A 19,558-nucleotide genomic window follows, 5' to 3' on the forward strand; every position below is an offset into this window, starting at 1 on the left:
TATAAAAATCAAGAAATAGAAATAAAATTTTTTTTAAAAACACTAATTTGAAGCAATGAAAGCTATTAATTAACCCATTTTCCTTAACATTATGAAAATAAAATTAGTGTTTCTCATCACAATGATGGGAATGGCCACGATATGGTCTCAAAACAAAGTCTTTTGGAAAAAGCAAAATTCTAATCCTAGAGAAATTCTAAAACAAAGCCACCAAACATTGAAAGAATTTGAAGTGTTTAGCTTAGATACCCAAGCTCTAAGGCACGCCTTAGACGGTGTTTTACAAAGAAACCAATTCTCAGTAAATTCTAATACAATTCTGTCTTTTCCTAACTCTCAAGGAAAGTTAGAGCGCTTTTTAATTAAGGAAGCATCTGTAATGCATCCAGATTTGCAAGCGCGTTTTCCAGAAATCAGATCTTATGTGGGTCAGGGCGTTGATGACGCATCATCGATTTTAAGATTTAGTATTTCCCCAGAAGGATGTGATGCAATGATTCTATCTGCTAAAGGGAATACTTTTATTGAGTCTCTCGAGAAAAATTCCAATACTTATATTGTTTATAACAGAAAAAATCGAATAAACTATAATGATGATTTTGAGTGTGAAGTATCTGAACAGATGAATAGAAGAATGAACGGAACTGTTACTATGAAAAATGCAGACGACTCAATTTTAAGAACGTACCGCCTTGCAGTATCAACTACAGGCGAATACACTCAGTATCATGGTGGTACAATAGCTCAGGCCTTAGCTGCAATAAATACCACTATGACTAGAGTCAATGGTATTTTTGAGGTAGATTTTAACGTTACTATGGTTCTTATTCCAAACAATGATACACTAATATATACTAACGCCAATACAGATCCATACAGTAATGGTGGTTTTAATAGTCAGCTACAATCTACTCTTACAAGTGTTATTGGTGAGTCTAATTATGATGTAGGTCATCTCTTTGCTCGTGCCTCAAACAATGGAAATGCTGGTTGTATAGGCTGTGTTTGTGTTAACGGACAAAAAGGAAGCGCTTTTACATCTCGTACTACACCAGAAGGTGATCCGTTTGATGTAGATTATGTAGCACATGAACTAGGACATCAATTTGGTGCCAATCACACCTGGACATTTGGAGGAAATGAAGGCACTAATGCGCAAATGGAGCCAGGTAGCGGATCAACTATAATGGGTTATGCTGGTATTACAGGCTCAACAGATGTACAAAATAATAGTGACCCATACTTTCATGCGGTATCAATACAACAGGTTACTAACTATATAAAAACTACAAGTTGCCAAACTAATACAAATACAGGTAATGCCGTGCCAGTAGCAAATGCAGGATCTAACTACACAATACCACGAGGCACACCTTTTATTCTAGAGGGCTCAGCAACAGATGCAAATCCCGGAAATGTATTGACATATTGTTGGGAGCAGTACGATGAAAACAATGCATCAACAACATTACCGAGCACGACCGGAACCTCTGGTGTTGCGTTTAGGTCTTTTGAACCAACAACGAATCCAAATCGTTATTTTCCTAGATTAGAAACTATAAAGGCAGGATTAACGTCGTGGCAATGGGAAGCGATACCAAATGTTGCCAGAGTATTAAATTTTAGACTTACAGTAAGAGATAACGTAGCCGGAGGAGGAACTAATGATAGTGATGATGTGCTTATAACAGTAAACGGCACAGCAGGCCCCTTTGTGGTTAACGCACCAAATACCAATGTCACTTGGAATGCAGGCACTACCCAAACCGTAACCTGGAATGTCGCTGGAACAACAGGTAATGGCGTCAATGCTGCTAATGTTGATATTTTGCTATCTACCGATGGAGGTGATACTTACCCAATAATTTTGGCATCAGGTGTGTTAAACGATGGTTCGCACAGTATTGTAGTACCTAATAATCAAGGTAACCAAAATAGAATCATGGTTAGAGGCTCTAATCATATCTTTTTTGATATTTCTAATACCAATTTTACCATTGGTGCACCAGTAGTATGTAATGCTGCAGTTCCAACAGGCTTAGCTGCATCTAATATAGCGGAAACAACTGCGACTTTAAGTTGGGATGCCGTGCCAGGAGCTACGTATGATTTAAGATATAGACAAACAGGGACCTCAACTTGGAGTACCATCGCAGTAACGGGTATTTCTTCAAATTTAACAGGATTAACGGCATTAACCGAATATGAAGCTCAAGTGAGAAGTAAATGCTCTAGCGGATCAAGTTCAACATACAGTAGTTCAGTGAATTTTACCACCACAGATATTCAACTTAACTATTGTAATTCTGCAAGTACAAATGTTAATGATGAGTATATTAGTAGAGTACAGTTAAATACCATAGACAATAGTTCTGGGGCGCAGTTTTATTCAGACTTCACAAATATTTCAACACCATTAACTAAAGACACACAATACACCATAACAATTACTCCAACATGGACAGGCACAGTTTATAATGAAGCTTATGGTGTGTGGATTGACTTTAATAGAGATGGTGATTTTAATGATGCAGATGAACAAGTTTTTACACAAGGGAATACTCAGGCGACTTCTGTAAGCGGTAGTTTCACTATTCCTCCTAATGCGGTTGAAAGCGCAACACGTATGCGAGTCTCTATGCGTTATAATCAAGTACCAGGTCCTTGCGATAACTTTACCTATGGTGAAGTTGAAGATTACACAGTAATTATAGAGGGTAATGGTCCAGATACTGAGGCGCCAGTAATTACGTTAAATGGATCTTCAATTGTAAATTTAGAACTTGGTGATACGTACACAGAACTTGGAGCTACTGCTATCGATAATGTAGATGGTGATATAACAGGAAATATTGTTGTAGGTGGCGATACTGTAGATACCAATATTGTTGGTTCTTATGTTGTTACGTATAATGTTAGCGATACTTCTGGTAATGCAGCAACAGAAGTTATAAGGACAGTAAACGTGATGCCAGACATTACGCCACCAGTTATTACTTTAATTGGTGCTAATCCTATAAACTTAAATGTTGGCGATACCTATAATGAGCTAGGAGCTACGGCAAACGACAACATAGATGGCGATATAAGTACAAATATTATAACAACAGGTGTTGTCAATACGTCTGTCGCTGGCACATACTTTGTTAATTACAACGTTACTGACAGTTCGGGAAATGCAGCTGCTCAAGTAACGAGAACGGTAAATGTACAAGCGGATACTACACCTCCTATAATTGTTTTAATTGGCTCGCCAATTATTGATTTAATTGTTGGAGATGTTTACATAGAACAAGGAGCCACAGCAACTGATAATTTAGATGGCGACATTACGGCGAATATCGTTATTAATAGCGCAGTTAATACAAGTGTTGCTGGCGCTTACCAAGTAACCTATAATGTAAGTGATGCTGCTGGTAACACGGCAAATGAAGTGATTAGAACGGTGAATGTATCTGACGCATCATTTGGATGTGCTTCAGAAATATCCGGTTACCCATATTCAGAAGACTTTGAAGGCTCAATTGGAGCCTGGTCTCAATCAACTACTGATGATTTAGATTGGTTAGTAGATGCCGCAGGAACTCCATCTAATAATACAGGACCGTCTTCTGCCGCACAAGGATCTGATTATATTTATGTTGAAGCTTCAGGAAATGGCACGGGATATCCTAATAAAAGAGCCATAATAACCTCACCTTGTTTTGATTTGGGCAGTTTGAGTAATCCTGTATTTAGTTTTCAGTATCATATGTTTGGAGCCACAGACATGGGATCTATTGATCTTGAGTTGTCAGATGATGATGGCAATACCTGGACAAGTATTTGGAATCAAACAGGAAATCAAGGTAACCAGTGGTTAGCTGTAGAAGTAGACTTATCGGCTTATGCTGGTAGTAATATTCAGGTTAGATTTAATCGATTTGTTGGTAGCACATGGCAAGCAGATATTGCTATTGACGATATACAGCTATTAGAATCTTTTGTACAACCTTCTGCCTGTACTTCTACTGTTACAATCTTTCCATATACAGAAAGTTTTGAGTCTGGTGATGGATGGATACAAGCAAGTGGAGATGATGGAGATTGGGTAAGAGATGCTAATGGTACACCTTCTTCTAACACAGGTCCAAGTTTTGGCGCAGATGGTTCTTTCTACATGTTCTTAGAAGCCTCAACCAATGGTAGTAACGGACAAATAGGTGCAAATGCAAACGCTATTTTAGAAAGTCCTTGTTTTGATCTTTCGGGAGAGACACAGGCTACATTTAGTTTTCAAAATCATATGTATGGTACAAGTGTAGGTTCAATAACTTTACAAGTATCTCTCGACGAAGGCGACACGTGGTCTACCTTATGGTCCTTATCTGGTAATCAAGGCAATCAGTGGAATTCAGAGTCTGTAGATTTAAGTTCTTTTGTAGGTCAGGTGATAAGTTTACGTTTTGTTGGTACAACAGGTTCAAGCTGGTCTAGTGATCTTGCTTTAGACGACTTACAATTAAGTACAGATGGTTCTGGTGGAGGAATAGAGTGTGATACTATAAACTTTAATGATTTCACGATTAACTCATTCTCTAATCAAGATAATAATGGTGCAAACTCTATTGGCAGCGGAGGCGCATCACTTACATTAACTAATAACACCTGGAAGTATATTGATTTCCCTTACACCGTAACAGCTAATACTGTGATAGAATTAGAGTTTAGCAGTACGATAGAAGGAGAAATACATGGAATAGGATTTGAAAATGATAATTCATTAACGTCTTCGTTCTACTTTAAATTTTACGGAACTCAGAATTATGGTGTTACTAACTATGACAATTATACTAGCGGTACAACTACTTATATAATACCTGTTGGCGATTCTTATACAGGAACAATGGATAGACTTGTGTTTATTAATGACAATGATGCTGGTTCTGGTAATACCTCTACATTCTCTAATGTTAAGGTTTACGAAACTTCTTGCTCTGGAGAAGGAAAAGTAGAATTCGGAACGAGAGTTGATATTTTGGGAGACGAAGATGAAATGGGATTAGTATCACTCACAATTTATCCAAACCCTGCTAATGATGTTTTACACGTAAGGCTTAATGATAATGACAATGTAAAGGCTTCTTACTGTATTGTAAATATGCTAGGCCAGACAGTGCTAAGAGGAAATACCGCAGCGGAAATTAATGTAGGTGCACTTAATCAAGGTGTTTATTTCTTAGAAGTTAGCGTTGGTAATGAAGTAATTTCAAAGAAGTTTATTAAAAACTAGTTTTAAAATACTACTTTCATTAAAAACCCAGAATTTTAGATTCTGGGTTTTTTTATATATGTTTTATTTCATTTTTATGAAGTAATTGGTCCCCTCGTAATCGTAAAAAAATCTGCGCTACAGCAACGGTATCTTTTTCACAATAGGCAATAATCCTGTCAATGTCATTATCTTCATAATATACACGGTAGACCTCACTACCATCTATGTCATCTTTTGGCGAAGGAATACCTAATACATTGGTTAGTAGTTTTAATGAAGTATACGTTTTATAGTCACCAAATTTCCATAACTCTAATGTGTCGAGATGAGGTACTTCCCATGGTTTTTTGCCAAATAGATTGAGTTTATAAGGAAGCTCAATGTTATGTATAATCATACGTCTCGCTATGTAAGGAAAATCGAATTCCTTACCATTATGTGCACAAAGCAAATGCTTGTTTTGACTAAAATGAGAAATAACAAGGTTTTTAAAATCTTTTAGAATTTTAGTTTCTTCACCAAAAAAGGAAGTCACTCTAAAATTTCGGATATCACCTTCCATTTTAAAATAACCAACCGAAATACAGATAATCTTACCAAACTCTGCCCAAATACCTGCTCTATCATAAAAGGCTTCTGCAGAAAATTCTTCTTTACGTTGATATTTAGATTTAGCTTCCCAAAGGCTCTGCTTGGTAGCATCTAGTTCTGAAAACTTTTCTGTCTCCGGAACAGTTTCAATATCTAAGAATAATATGTTTTCTAGATTGAGTTTTGAAATCATAAACCTAGCATTTCATAAGCCTCATCAATATACAAACTAATATCATATGTAAAAGCACCAACACCGGCATCTGGTGACTTTTGATGGCCTAAACGTACAATAATAATGTTGTCTTCTGGTTGTACAATAACGTATTGCCCAAGGTGCCCACGCATCATTTTAAAGCTTTTTCCATTGACATCTTTCATCCACCAACCGTAACCATACTCTGGACTCTCGGTAAAACGAGGCGTAATGGATTTGGCAACAAATGCTGAGTCCAATATTTGTTTACCATTCCATTTACCATGGTCTTTATATAGTTTTCCAAAACGTGCAAAATCTTTAGCATTTCCGGCTATACAGCAATAGGCTTTTACCAAGTCATGATCTTCACTATCGACTTGCCAAAGCACATCGTTTTCGCTTCCAAGAGGCTTCCAGAAACTTTCTTCTAAGTATTTGTACAGTTTTTTACCAGTTGCTTTTTCAATAACCATAGCTAACATTTGTGTATCACCACTAGCGTATTTAAAGGCCTGTCCTGGTTCTTCAACAACTTTTAAACCATTACTAACCTTTGCTAAATCATCATCAAAATAAGCACGTGTTGTAATTGAAAATGGTGAATAATAGCGCTCATCCCAATTAGTGCCAGATGCCATGCTACTTAAATCGCCAACAGTCATCTTTGCGGCTTTACCTTCGCAAAATGCAGGAAGAAAATCACAAACTGGTTGATCTAAACCTTTTATGTAACCTTCCATAATGGCTTTGCCCAACATACCAGAAACATAGCTCTTGGCCATAGAGAACGAGTTAGATTTTGAATCTTCGTTAAAATCATCATAGTATTTTTCAAACCAAATACTGTCATTTTTTATGATGACATAAGCAATTGTTCCCCAATCTTTGTTGGCTTTAGCCAAAACTTCTGTTGGCTTTACAGAGTTATAATCTTTGTGATTTGGCCAAGGCTGAGGGTTCTCACTGGCTTTTATTTCTCTATTATCAAAGTATTTATAGTCCTCTAGAAAGGCTGTGGTATGGCCATTTAAATAAATTGTACGTACTGCTTTTAGTAAGTAATCTGTATCTGTTATGTAAAGTACAGCGATGGTTAGTCCAATAAGTATAACTAAAAATTTGAGTAGCTTTTTTAAGAATTTCATGCGGAAATATTAGTGTTTTTGCGGTTTTTGAGTTTTTCTTTGTAAAACGACTTTTTAGCGATATAAAGTGTTTTATTAAAAGTAGCAATTATATTTTGTTCTTCGTCTACCAAGTGCATGGTTTTTAAGAGGTCTACTTCATTCTCTTGAGCGACTCTATTTTTAAGATCAGCTATTTCGGCTTTTGAAAAATTAAATTCACCATATATTGTTGATTTAGCAGGCTTTCTGTATCTGGCTTCAACAGCTTTATCCCAAACTACATAATCATTTCCTAGGATTTGTATAAGCTGAATCATATAAATAGGATCAGTGGCAGAGAGCATGCTTCCACCAAAAATGGTACCTGCATAATTTCTGTTTTTCCAGTTGAGTTTTATTCTAATTTTTACAAAATGTAAATCGTCACTTACCTCAATGAGTTTAGCAGTAGTTCTGCGATACATTGGCGACCAATTAAAACCATATTTATAAATGGTAGATACTTTAAAAAAACGTTTTAAAAATTCGGTACCAGATTTATACATTAAAAGAGTGTTTGTTGTTTGTATTCACTTTCGTGATTTAGTAGCCACTGTTTTCTATGTAAACCACCAGCATAGCCTGTTAGACTTCCGTCTGTGCCAATAACTCTGTGGCATGGTATAATTATCCAAAGTGGATTTTTTCCGTTTGCACTCGCTGCAGCACGTATGGTTTTTGGATCACCAAGTTGTTTAGCTAGCTCTAGGTAAGAAATAGTTTTACCGTAAGGGATTTTTTTGAGTTGTTTCCACACTTTTTTCTGAAAATCTGTGCCTTCGAGATTTAATTTTAAATCGAAAGTTGTAAGCTGATTGTTGAAATATGCTTTAAGTTGAGATACACAATCTAGTAAAACCTCAGGAATACTATAAGAAGTATTTTGAGGCTTGTCTATTATTGAAACAGAAGAAATGCCTTTGTTGTTACCAACAATTTTGGCAAAACCAATAGGAGTCTCAACATAGCAGGTATCCATTAATTTTCAGGGTTATCATCATCTAATAAGCCCAAACGTTTGGCTCTGGTTTCCCAGCTTTTTCTGGCAAGCATCTGTAAATCTGAAACATTATCGCTTTCGTCCATAATTTCTAGGCCAAGAAGCGTTTCTATAACATCTTCCATAGTAACAATACCACTCACAGATCCATACTCATCTACCACAAGAGCCATATGGTTTCTGCTTTCTACTAATTGCTCAAAAAGTTTTGGTATGGGTAGCGTGCGATTAACAATGATGATACTTCGTTTTATTTCGGCTAGTAATTTGTCACCATTTCCTAATCCCATTTCCTTAAAAACTTCGTCCTTTAAAACTAATCCTGTTATGTTATCAGTATTTTCGGTATACACAGGAATTCGTGAAAAGCGAATGTTAGAATTGGCTTCAAAAAAATCTCTTACTGTCATGGTCTCGTTTTCTGTTTTAAGCACTGTGCGAGGAGTCATGATATCTTTGGCACGCACTTCTTTAAAATTAAGGAGGTTTTTAATAACCTTACTCTCATTTTCTTCAAAAACACCTTCCTCGTGCGCAATGTCGGCCATGGCCGCAAAACCTTCTCTACTTAATACACTGCCATGTCCTTTACCACCAATAAGTTTTGTGGTTAATTGTAACACCCATAATATACCTGTCCATTTTAGCGGAAAGATAAGGATGTTTAATGCTTTTGCTGTAAAGTTTGCCAACTGTTTCCAGAAGGTTGCACCAATGGTTTTTGGGATGATTTCTGAAGCAACCAATATTAATATGGTCATTACAGTAGATACTAAACCTACCATAACATCTTCGGTAAATTGAATACCCAGTACACTTCTCTTAGTATTTCCGTAAAGTTCTGCGTAAGCCACTTTTGCTTGCACGCCTACTAATATGGCACCAACGGTGTGTGCTATGGTATTTAAAGTTAAAATAGCAATTAACGGACGGTCTACATCTTTTTTTAGGTCTTCAAGCTCCGTTGCATAGGCCTTGCCTTCTTTCTTTTTTACATTAATAAAGGTTGGTGTAATACTCAGTAATACAGCTTCTAAAATAGAACACAAGAATGAAAAGAAAATTGAAATGATGGCGTAAAATATGAGTAAGCCCATTAATGTTTTTTGTTTAAGTTTTTACGAATTTACGAAATCAATTTTACAACATCCTTAGCAAAATAGCTTGTTATAATATCTGCACCAGCGCGCTTAATGGCAGTAACCTGTTCTAACATTACAGCATCATGGTCTAACCAACCTTTCTCTGCTGCTGCTTTTAGCATGGCATATTCGCCAGATACTTGGTATACAGCTAATGGTACATCAAAGGTGTTTTTAATATCTCTCACAATATCTAGATAGCAAAGTCCGGGTTTTACCATCACAATATCTGCCCCTTCGTTAATATCCATTTCGGTTTCTCTAAGGGCTTCTTCACGGTTGGCAAAATCCATTTGATAGGTCTTTTTATCCTTTGGCACATCTACCATATCTACAGGTGCAGAATCTAAAGCATCTCTAAAAGGCCCATAAAAAGCCGAGGCATATTTTGCAGAATAACTCATAATCCCAACATCTAAAAAGTTAGATTGGTCTAAAGCCTCACGAATACCAAGAATACGGCCATCCATCATATCACTTGGTGCTACAAAATTGGCTCCAGCTTCAGCATGTGAAATACTCATTTCGGCCAAAACTTCAACGGTAGCGTCATTGATAATTTTTCCATTTTCTACAATACCATCGTGTCCATAAGATGAAAACGGATCTAAAGCCACATCCGTCATTACCAACATGTCTGGGCAAACGGTTTTTACGGTTTGTATGGCACGTTGCATTAATCCATTTGGATTTAATGCTTCAGTACCTTTATTGTCTTTTAATTTATCTTCAACTTTTACAAATAATAAAACCGATTTTAATCCTAAACTCCACAGTGTTTTTACTTCGTCTTTAAGTAAGTCTAGACTAAAACGATAGTAATTAGGCATAGAAGCAATTTCTTCTTTAACACCTTTGCCTTCAACCACAAAAAGAGGTACCAGAAAATCATTTGGTGTTATATAGTTTTCTCTAACTAAACTTCTAATGGCTTCGTTTGTTCTTAATCTTCGGTTTCTTCGTATTGGGAACATGTATCAAGTGTTTTATAATCCGTATTTTTTATTGAAATCATCAGCAAATTTAACCCATTTTTTAGGAGCATTGAAACGATAGCCTATATAGAATTCTAAAAATGTAATTGTATCATCTTGTACTGTGGATGCGTCAATCTTGTGTTCAAGTAATATAATGTTAGAGTTTATTCCGGCGAAGAACGTATCAGAATTATAACCTACTACAACTCTTCCTGAAAAGTCATATAAAATTGAAGTAAAATCTCCTTCTCCTAAATTTGAACTATGATTTAAACCTACACCAGCATGAGCACCTAGGGAGACAATAAAATTCTTAGTCAAACAAAAGTTGTAATAGTATGAAGGTCCGAGAGCAATATCATAAGAATGGGCTACTTCTTCGATACTTTCTAATGATAAATTATACTTGGTGTAATAGTAATAAATTGATGGAATAAAGCTTCCGGCACTTTTAGTTTGCCATTCATTTTGAAATCCAATAGCTCTAAACGAAAAATCTTTATTAAGGATGTATGAGGTCGATCCGCCAATTTTAAAGGTTTTTACACCGTTGAGATTAACTCTTTGATTGTTAGAAGAAAAGTTGAATCCTTTCTGGCTATAAAGATCAATAGTTTGCATCCACTGACCTAAAAACATTCTTAAGTTCAGGTTATAGAGTTTAGAGTTGTCATTATCTTTATTGGCGTTAAAAATTTGAGGAGAAAAGCCATAATCAATTTCAATACTTCTAAAAAGAACGGAAAATCCTAGATATTCCCTTACATTAGGTTTTAGTTTATATGTGGCATTGTTTGCAACATCATTTAAAATAAAACTATTAGACGTATTTACTAATGAAATCCTTGCAGATATTTTGTTGGGGAAAGTTGTTATGTATTGATTTTCTGATAGGCTATCTTGCTGTGAGTTTACGATCTCACAAAAGAGAAATAGCAATATTGTTTTAATTATTAAACCCAATCTCTAGGATTTTGTAATACATCGATCAATTTTTCTTCCTCGCTTCCTTCTTCTGGATGATGGTCGTAAACCCATTGCACGTGTGGTGGTAAACTCATTAAAATACTTTCAATTCTACCATTTGTTTTAAGTCCGAAAAGAGTGCCTTTGTCGTGTACTAAATTGAATTCCACATAACGGCCACGACGTATTTCCTGCCAATCGCGTTGTTCTTGAGTGTATGGCAAATCTTTACGCTTTTCAACAATTGGCACATAGGCCTCTAAGAAACTATTACCAACTTCAGTAACGAAATTGTACCAGTTTTCCATGGTCATCTCATCATTTGCTTTGCAATAATCAAAAAACAAACCACCTATGCCTCGCGCTTCATTACGGTGCGTATTATGGAAGTACTCATCGCAACGTGCTTTGTATTTTGGGTAGAAGTCGGTGTTGTGCTTATCACAAGCCGTTTTACAGGTTTGATGAAAGTGTTTGGCATCTTCTTCAAACAAATAGTAAGGAGTTAAATCTTGTCCACCACCAAACCATTGGTCAATTATTTCCTTCTTTGAACTTGTCCTGAGCGTGTCACGCTGAGCTTCTCGAAGCGCAGTAGAAGGGTACATTTCAAAATAGCGCCAATTAGCATGTACGGTTGGTACCATAGGATTTCTGGGATGCAATACTAAACTCAATCCACAGGCAAAAAAATCAGCATCTTTAACACCAAAATAAGCTTGCATGCTTTTTGGTAGCGCACCATGAACAGCAGAAATATTAACTCCACCTTTTTCAAATACATTACCATTTTCTATAACACGAGTTCGGCCACCACCTCCTTCTGGTCGTTTCCAGAGGTCTTCTTGAAATTTTGCTTTGCCATCAATAGCTTCAAGCTTAGAAGTTATGGTATCTTGTAATTCTTGTATGTAGTTGTAAAATTTATCTTTCATAGGCCTTGCAGGTTTTTCAAACCTAGCAGGTCTTGCGTTTTCTTCGTTATCGATTTGAGTGTCAAAATCAGACATAATTGTTTGATGCGTGTATTTAAAATTATCTAAGTTATCAAATAGAGTTATAATGTAGTCTCTAGATGCCTTAGAAACAAAATCTAAGCTTGATATATAAGAATTATATGATGAAAATTTATAATCTTCAAAATTTGTTACTATTCTATGATTTTCAGGGTTTTGATGTATATATAAAATGAGTTGTTTTAAATATGTTTCATCTTTAACTTCTTTTCTTTTAAATGGTCTTTCAAATAATGCTCCTGTTCGCTGGTTTTGTTTATTGAAGGCTTTGGTGTAGGCATTAAAAAAGTTAGATAGGGCTTGATTAACTTCTTTTGTTTCATCTAAGACTTCAATTGCAAAGTGATAGTGATTGTTTAAAAGGCAAAAGGCAAGTATGTTTATTTTAGAGTCTAAGTGCTTTTGTGCAAGCTGTAAGAAGTAAGACATATTATCGTCATTCTTAAAAACTACAGTACTGTTAATGCCTCTATTGTATATATGATATAATTTTCCTTTTTCTAATTTTTCCATTTTTCAAAATATAGACCTGCTAGGTTTTAAAAACCTGCTAGGTCTAGATATTATAAAGTTCATATAACTCCATATCCAAGGGAGCTTCTCCTGGAGGAGTATATTCATTTAGAAGTGTTTTTTGCCACACAAAATTATTGTTTTTAGCAACATTAGCACTGGCAATATTGTCTTTATGCGTTATAATTTGAAGGGTTTCTAATCTCAGTGTGTTAAATGCATATGTGTTAAGTTCTGCAATGGCTTCAGACATTAACCCTTTGCCCTTTAGGTTGTAGTCAATGCAATAAGCATATTCACCTTGTTTGGCATCCCAATTGAGCTCTTTAATGTAGATAAGACCTACTAGTTTTCGGCTTTCAGAATGTTTTAAAGTAAATAAAAACTCTTCGTTATTTCTAAATTGTTTCACCTTTTTATCGACGAATAACTGTGATAACGCTGGGTTTAAATTCTGCTGCAACGTTAATGGAAAAAAACGTTTTAATCGATCTGAATTGGCAATACAAAAATTACAAATTTTCCAGGCATCGCCTTCGTGTACAGCACTAATTTCAAAATCGTTAAAGCGTAATGTCATTTGCTAAGGTCTATTTTGTCAAAAGGTTCAAAACCAATCTCTTCATCATCATCAAACAATAAATCTACAGCAATTACAGAGGCTGAGGTTACACTAAGTGGCAGCACTAAAATAACACCAACCACAGGAATGAGTAATAATAGTAAAAATCCAATACCATTGCCAATAGCTAAACCTCTATGTTGTCTAATAAATGCCACACTTTCTTTATACTTAAAATGGCGCTCGAGTGTGTAATCCATATTGGCAAAACCTGCATAATACGCCTGAACTAAAAAGAGTAAAACGGTTGAAAAAATATTTACAACTGGAATAAGCTTAAGAACTAATATTGGTAGTGTGTAAAGCAGTTCTTTAGATAGGTTTCTTAAGCCAATTCTAATGCCTCTAACAAGCTGTTTGCTAAAATTAGTACTCACATAATTCTTAGCAGGTTTGCCAGTAAAGTAAGCTTCAATTTTTTCTGAAACAGGGCTCATAAAAGGCGAAGACAATGCCATTATAATGTGCTTATAGAGAATTAGCCCTATGGCAAAAATGACAATGCCACCAATAAAGGTTGAAATGGCTGTAAACGTTGTTTTGCCGGTTTCCCAAATCCAAATACCAGCCAGCCATTCGCCAAGATTATCTGACAATCCGTAAGCCGAAACAAAAATCATAGCAAATACAACAACACTTATTATTACAGGAATAACGAAATATTTCCACAATTTTAATTTTGAAATTAATCCGTAAGCACCTGTATAAACCTGTAGTCCTCTAAAAATGTTTTGTATCATAATACTTCCTGCGAAGGCAGGAATCTTTTTAATTAAACTTTAGCTCTATATAACTAGACGTTTTGAGCTCTATTATGTTACATAAATTAGATCTATCAAATCTTTATTTATAGCCTACAAGATATTTAAAATTTAGTAGTAATAACAGCTTCTTCCCTTAGGGAAGGTTAGGATGGGCTAGCTTCTATATTCCTTCACAGCATCAATAAAAGCCTTGGCGTTATCTAGTGGAATATTTGGTAAAATTCCATGACCTAAATTTACAATGTATTTGTCTTTTCCAAATTCATTAATCATTTGGTGCACCATTTTCTTAATTTCACTAGGTGGTGAAAATAAACGTGTTGGGTCAAAATTACCTTGTAATGTAATATTACCACCAGTCAAGTAACGTGCGTTTTTAGCAGAACACGTCCAATCGATACCTAAAGCAGACGCATTAGAGTTTGCCATTTCACCTAGAGCAAACCAACAGCCTTTACCAAAAGCGATTACAGGAGCATTGTCTTTTAAAGCTTCGATAATTTGATTAATGTATTGCCATGAAAATTCTTGATAATCTACTGGAGATAACATGCCTCCCCAAGAATCAAAAATCTGAACAGCATTACAACCAGCAGCTGCTTTTGCTTTTAAGTAAGCAATAGTAGTGTCTGTTATTTTTTGAAGTAAATTATGAGCTGCAACAGGATTTGTAAAACAAAATTCTTTGGCTTTATCAAAGTTTTTAGAACCTTGCCCTTGTACGCAGTAGCATAAAATAGTCCAAGGCGAACCTGCAAAACCAATAAGAGGAATCTCATTGTTAAGTAATTCTTTGGTAGCTTTTATAGCTTGCATTACATAATCTAGCTCAACATGAACATCTGGAACAATAACATTATCCACGTCTTTCTGAGAACGCAAAGGATTTGGTAAATAAGGACCAAAATTAGGTTTCATCTCTACCTCAATATTCATGGCTTGTGGAATCACCAAAATATCACTGAATAAAATAGCAGCATCCATACCATAACGACGAATAGGTTGTACAGTAATCTCGCTTGCTAATTCTGGAGTACGGCAACGAGTAAAAAAGTCGTATTTAGCCTTAATTTCCATAAACTCTGGAAGGTATCTACCAGCTTGACGCATCATCCAAACAGGTGGACGCTCTACAGTTTCTCCTTTTAATGCTCTTAGATATAGGTCGTTTTTTATCATAGTTATGTCATTCTTGCCTTTCGATTATCGCTCAAGATAAACTTTAGCAAGAATCTAGTTTAATTAGGTCTTAGTTTCAAACATTTTTATAATTGCATTCAAGCTTTTTTAGCATGATTTAGCAATTTATTTTAATCTTAGTTAATCTAAGATTATAGACCTGCAAGGTTTAAAAAACCTGCTAGGTCTGGTCTCCTTCCCAATGTGAACGTTGGGATGGGCTTATACATAGTGCTCATTCACCAACTCAATAACACTCTCAACAGTCGGTACTTTTGCAATGCGAACATCTTCAAAATACTGACTTGCTGCTTTTGCTGTGGTTTCTCCAATACAAAATGCAATACCTGTTGCTTTATTTTGTTTTAAGTAACTTTCTACTGTTGAAGGACTATAAAACATTACTCCATCTACATTAGCTTCAACTTTATCAGCATCAAACTTGGTTTGGTAGGCTTCAACTTCGTTAACTGTAATGTTATTTTCGGACAGAATATTTGGTAAATCATCTAAACGTAAGTCACTACAAAAGTAGGTAACCTCTGTGCCTTCTATATATTCAACCAAATAGTTGGCTAATTTTTTAGCGTTAGACTCTGTATGTGTAACTTTGCCTATTCGTTTTTCAACTAAACGCTTTGTACGTCTGCCAACACAATAAATGTTTTTGAATTGTAATTCTATTGCCGAAAAATTATGAAGCAAAGCTTCAACCGCATTTTTGCTGGTAATGATTACATTTTTAATTTCATTACGAACAACTGTTTTTGGAATACGATTTAGGCTGATTTTAATCGCATCATTGCTATCTGCAACAACGTCATTATGAAATAATAACAATTGGTCGTCTGTTAGCTTTTTTGTGGAATAGATATTAGTTTCTTGCTTGCTTCTATGAAGCTGGTCGATAAGTGTTTTACCACCTTTACCAATAATATACTTGGCGCAAAATTCTGCTAAATCGTTATGCTTTCCTAAAGGCACGACTTTAGCAACTTCTATTTTTTTGGTACCATCTTTACTTAGAAGGATGCCTTTAAAATTGACTTCTTCATTTTTAATAAAAGCTAAGGCGCCAATTGGTGCTGTACAACCACCTTCTAATCGGTTTAAGAATTCGCGCTCAATTGCTGTGCAAATTTGAGTTTCTTCATGATTAATTTCCTGACAAATCTCTAGGATCTCTTCATCTCTTTCTAAAGCAGTAACCATAATGGCACCTTGAGCAGGAGCAGGAATCATCCAATGTAAATTGATAGCGTTTTCTGGTCGAATATTTAATCTACCAATACCAGCAGCAGCGAAAATAGCTCCGTTCCAATGCTCGTTATCCTCAAGTTTTTGCAATCTTGAATTAACGTTGCCACGTATGTTTTCAACCTTATGTGTAGGGTAACGGTTAAGCCATTGCGCTCGTCTGCGAAGACTACCTGTAGCTATAACAGCATCTCTAGCAGATAAAAATTCTTCATTGTTTTTAAATACCAAAGTATCATTAACATTGCCGCGTTTTATAACAGCAGCTTGTACGATGCCTTTTGGTAAAACTGTAGGAACATCTTTTAGTGAGTGTACTGCGATATCAATGCTTTCATTGAGCATAGCAATATCTAAAGTCTTGGTAAAAATACCTGTGATACCTAATTCGTATAACGGTTTATCAAGTACAATATCTCCTGTTGATTTTACAGGTACTAATACGGTTTTGTGGCCTAAGCGTTCTAACTGTGATTGTACAGTTTTAGCTTGCCATAGTGCTAATTGGCTATCGCGTGTGCCAATGCGAATAATTTTAGACATTCTGTGAAGTTTCTTCTAGCTGAAATATTTTTTTGATGAGTTCTAAACTCTCATCAGACGTATCGTTGTCTTCTCTAAAGTGGTGCGCAAACTGATTGGTTATCTTTTGAATAATGTTGTTGGTAATCAGTTCTGCCTGGTCTTCATTAAAATCGGCTATTTTTTTACGCTGTGTATTTAACTCCGAATTTTTTAAATCGGTCAGTTTATGTTTTAAAGCTTGAATAGTTGGCACAAACTTTAAGGTATTAAGCCACGTGTTAAAGTCTGCCATAATTTCCTCTATAATTGCTTCGGCTTTTGGTATAAATGCTTTGCGCTTTTCTAGAGTGTCATCTGTAATTTTAGCCAAATCATCCATATGTACTAAAGATACATTTTTTAATGCTGCTATATCCTCGTTTACATTTTTAGGGATGGATAAATCTAAAACTAATAATGGTTTATCTGTAGTAATTAGATCTTTAAAAACCGTTGGGTGTTGTGCTCCTGTAGCTACAATAACAATATCAGAGTTGTTAATTTCAGTTTCAAGGTTTTCGTAATCTTTTACAATAAGATTGAATTTTCCTGCAACTTCTTCGGCTTTAGTTTTTGTTCTGTTAATAAGCGTGATGTGCGGATTTTTAGTGTGTTTTACTAAATTTTCACAGGTGTTTCGGCCTATTTTACCAGTACCAAAAAGTAGAATGTTTTTTTCAGAAATGTGGTCTACAGTATTCATAATGTACTGAACAGCCGCAAAAGACACTGATGTTGCCCCAGAGGATAATTCGGTTTCGTTTTTAATGCGCTTACTTGCTTGAATTACAGAATTTAAAAGGCGCTCAGTAAATGAGTTTAATAGGTTTTCTTTTTTAGAAGCTCTTGCCGCAAATTTTAACTGGCTTATAATTTCAAAATCACCTAAGATTTGACTGTCTAAACCAGAGCCAACCCTAAACATGTGATGTATAGCACTTTTTCCTTTGTGTATGTAAGCTACATCTTGAAACTCTTCTACAGTACCTCTCGTATTTTCACAAAGTAAATGTATAAGTTGGTATGGATGCTCAGCAAAACCATACAGCTCGGTACGGTTACACGTAGAAATTACAATAAGACTTTCTATGCCATTTTCTTTAGCTTCTACTAACAGGTTTTGTTTAGCAGTATCACTTAAGCTAAAATGACCACGCACCTCGGCATCAGCTTTTTGATAGCTGAGACCAATGGCATAAAAATATGTGTTTTTGTGTTGTTGCATTCGCTCGTTTACCTGACTTGGAAATTAACACAGCAAATTTATGTTTGATGCTACAAAAAAAATAACGCTAAAAGAACTTAAAGTGTCGTTTCTGGTTTTTTAAGTTTATTTTTTAATAAAACATGATTTTTGTCATATTTTTGCAGTAAAATCAAGGGTTTTATTACTCTTTGTTTAGAACGAATCTAAATAACGTTAAAATGAATTTATATAATACAGCTTCAAAAAGTGTCGCTAGAGGTACTTTTGAAGAAACTTTTATTGAAGAGGGCTTTTTTGTCTTAACACACAAAAATGAAGATAATACTGTTGAAATTCTTGAACGTGAGATTGATAGCACATACATACAATTTCATTTTTGTACTAAAGGATCTGCTAAATTTGTATTTAATAATGGCACATACACCCTAAATATTAAAGAGGAAACATCCTTGCTTCTTTACAATCCACAGCGCGATTTACCGATTCATTTAGAAATGCAGCCACACTCATGGTTGGTATCTTTTGTAATGTCTATAAAAAAGTTTCATAGTTTGTTTTCTCAAGATGCTAACTACGTAACCTTTTTATCGGATGAGAATAAAAGCAAAAAGTACTATACAGATGGAACCATTAATCCATCTATGGCTGTAGTGTTAAACCAAATGATAAGTTTTAATCTTAACCAAACGATAAAACCACTGTATTTTAAAGGCAAAGTTTATGAGCTTTTGAGTTTGTATTTTAACAGAAATGAAGATGCAGATGTTGAGCAATGCCCTTTTTTGGTAGATGAGGTTAATGTGGCTAAACTCAAAAAAGCAAAAGATATTATTATTGCCAATATGGCTGAGCCACCAACGTTACAAGAGTTGTCAGATACCATTGGGTTAAGCCTTAAAAAGCTTAAGGAGGGTTTTAAGCAGATTTATGGAGATACGGTTTATGGTTTTTTACTAGACTATAAAATGGAAGTGGCCCGCAAACTTTTAGAGTCTGGCGACTATAACGTCAACGAAGTGGGATTAAAGGTAGGTTACAGTACAGCAAGCCATTTTATTGCAGCGTTTAAAAAGAAATTTGGAACGACGCCTAAGAAGTATATAACGGCTAGTAGTTAAAAGGGTTTTGATTTTAGTTTTTC

At 35.4% G+C, this 19,558-nt stretch carries 15 protein-coding genes; 2 read left to right on the plus strand and 13 right to left on the minus strand.

Annotation, left to right across the window (positions count from 1 at the left end; all coding sequences use genetic code 11):
• Nucleotides 1-91: 91 nt before the first annotated feature.
• Complete coding sequence (locus tag BWZ20_RS09615; protein WP_083677202.1) at nucleotides 92-5,272, plus strand: immunoglobulin-like domain-containing protein; 5,181 nt, start codon at nucleotides 92-94, stop codon at nucleotides 5,270-5,272.
• 52 nt (nucleotides 5,273-5,324) lie between these two features.
• Here BWZ20_RS09615 and BWZ20_RS09620 read toward each other — a convergent pair whose 3' ends face one another.
• The 13 genes from BWZ20_RS09620 to hemA form a co-directional block, all read right to left on the minus strand.
• Complete coding sequence (locus BWZ20_RS09620; RefSeq protein ID WP_076619445.1) at nucleotides 5,325-6,038, minus strand: 3'-5' exonuclease; 714 nt, start codon at nucleotides 6,036-6,038, stop codon at nucleotides 5,325-5,327.
• Nucleotides 6,035-7,189: a serine hydrolase domain-containing protein gene (locus BWZ20_RS09625; protein WP_076619447.1), complete on the minus strand. Its 1,155-nt coding sequence runs from the start codon at nucleotides 7,187-7,189 to the stop codon at nucleotides 6,035-6,037. Before BWZ20_RS09625 ends, BWZ20_RS09620 begins: the two co-directional genes overlap by 4 nt.
• On the minus strand, nucleotides 7,186-7,716 hold the full coding sequence (locus BWZ20_RS09630) for a PaaI family thioesterase (RefSeq protein ID WP_076619449.1): 531 nt from the start codon (nucleotides 7,714-7,716) through the stop codon (nucleotides 7,186-7,188). Before BWZ20_RS09630 ends, BWZ20_RS09625 begins: the two co-directional genes overlap by 4 nt.
• Nucleotides 7,716-8,189, minus strand: coding sequence for a methylated-DNA--[protein]-cysteine S-methyltransferase (locus BWZ20_RS09635; protein WP_076619451.1), 474 nt, complete (start codon nucleotides 8,187-8,189; stop codon nucleotides 7,716-7,718). Before BWZ20_RS09635 ends, BWZ20_RS09630 begins: the two co-directional genes overlap by 1 nt.
• Complete coding sequence (locus tag BWZ20_RS09640; protein WP_076619453.1) at nucleotides 8,189-9,307, minus strand: CNNM domain-containing protein; 1,119 nt, start codon at nucleotides 9,305-9,307, stop codon at nucleotides 8,189-8,191. Before BWZ20_RS09640 ends, BWZ20_RS09635 begins: the two co-directional genes overlap by 1 nt.
• A 29-nt stretch (nucleotides 9,308-9,336) precedes the next feature.
• Nucleotides 9,337-10,326 (minus strand): porphobilinogen synthase, encoded by a 990-nt coding sequence (hemB, locus tag BWZ20_RS09645; protein ID WP_076619455.1) that lies wholly within the window; start codon nucleotides 10,324-10,326, stop codon nucleotides 9,337-9,339.
• Between the two features lie 12 nt (nucleotides 10,327-10,338).
• Nucleotides 10,339-11,292, minus strand: coding sequence for a DUF4421 family protein (locus tag BWZ20_RS09650; RefSeq protein WP_076619457.1), 954 nt, complete (start codon nucleotides 11,290-11,292; stop codon nucleotides 10,339-10,341).
• The gene (gene hemF, locus BWZ20_RS15480; protein ID WP_076621321.1) at nucleotides 11,283-12,230 is read right to left on the minus strand and encodes an oxygen-dependent coproporphyrinogen oxidase; all 948 of its coding nucleotides are present in this window, start codon (nucleotides 12,228-12,230) and stop codon (nucleotides 11,283-11,285) included. The genes BWZ20_RS09650 and hemF overlap by 10 nt, the downstream gene beginning before the upstream one ends.
• Before the next feature lie 637 nt (nucleotides 12,231-12,867).
• A complete protein-coding gene (locus BWZ20_RS09665) occupies nucleotides 12,868-13,404 on the minus strand; it encodes a GNAT family N-acetyltransferase (protein ID WP_076619459.1) in 537 nt (178 codons plus the stop codon).
• Nucleotides 13,401-14,186 carry an EI24 domain-containing protein gene (locus BWZ20_RS09670; RefSeq protein WP_076619461.1) on the minus strand — a complete coding sequence of 262 codons (786 nt, stop codon included), beginning with the start codon at nucleotides 14,184-14,186 and terminating at the stop codon, nucleotides 13,401-13,403. The genes BWZ20_RS09665 and BWZ20_RS09670 overlap by 4 nt, the downstream gene beginning before the upstream one ends.
• Nucleotides 14,187-14,363: 177 nt before the next feature.
• The gene (hemE, locus tag BWZ20_RS09675; protein WP_076619464.1) at nucleotides 14,364-15,389 is read right to left on the minus strand and encodes a uroporphyrinogen decarboxylase; all 1,026 of its coding nucleotides are present in this window, start codon (nucleotides 15,387-15,389) and stop codon (nucleotides 14,364-14,366) included.
• A 222-nt stretch (nucleotides 15,390-15,611) separates the two neighbouring features.
• The gene (gene hemC, locus BWZ20_RS09680) at nucleotides 15,612-17,189 is read right to left on the minus strand and encodes a hydroxymethylbilane synthase (RefSeq protein WP_076619467.1); all 1,578 of its coding nucleotides are present in this window, start codon (nucleotides 17,187-17,189) and stop codon (nucleotides 15,612-15,614) included.
• Nucleotides 17,182-18,435: a glutamyl-tRNA reductase gene (gene hemA / locus BWZ20_RS09685; protein ID WP_076619470.1), complete on the minus strand. Its 1,254-nt coding sequence runs from the start codon at nucleotides 18,433-18,435 to the stop codon at nucleotides 17,182-17,184. The genes hemC and hemA overlap by 8 nt, the downstream gene beginning before the upstream one ends.
• A 200-nt stretch (nucleotides 18,436-18,635) precedes the next feature.
• Here hemA and BWZ20_RS09690 point away from each other — a divergent pair, with 200 nt between their 5' ends.
• The gene (locus BWZ20_RS09690) at nucleotides 18,636-19,535 is read left to right on the plus strand and encodes a helix-turn-helix transcriptional regulator (protein ID WP_076619473.1); all 900 of its coding nucleotides are present in this window, start codon (nucleotides 18,636-18,638) and stop codon (nucleotides 19,533-19,535) included.
• Nucleotides 19,536-19,558 lie beyond the last annotated feature (23 nt).

This window comes from Winogradskyella sp. J14-2, assembly GCF_001971725.1.
GTDB lineage: Bacteria > Bacteroidota > Bacteroidia > Flavobacteriales > Flavobacteriaceae > Winogradskyella.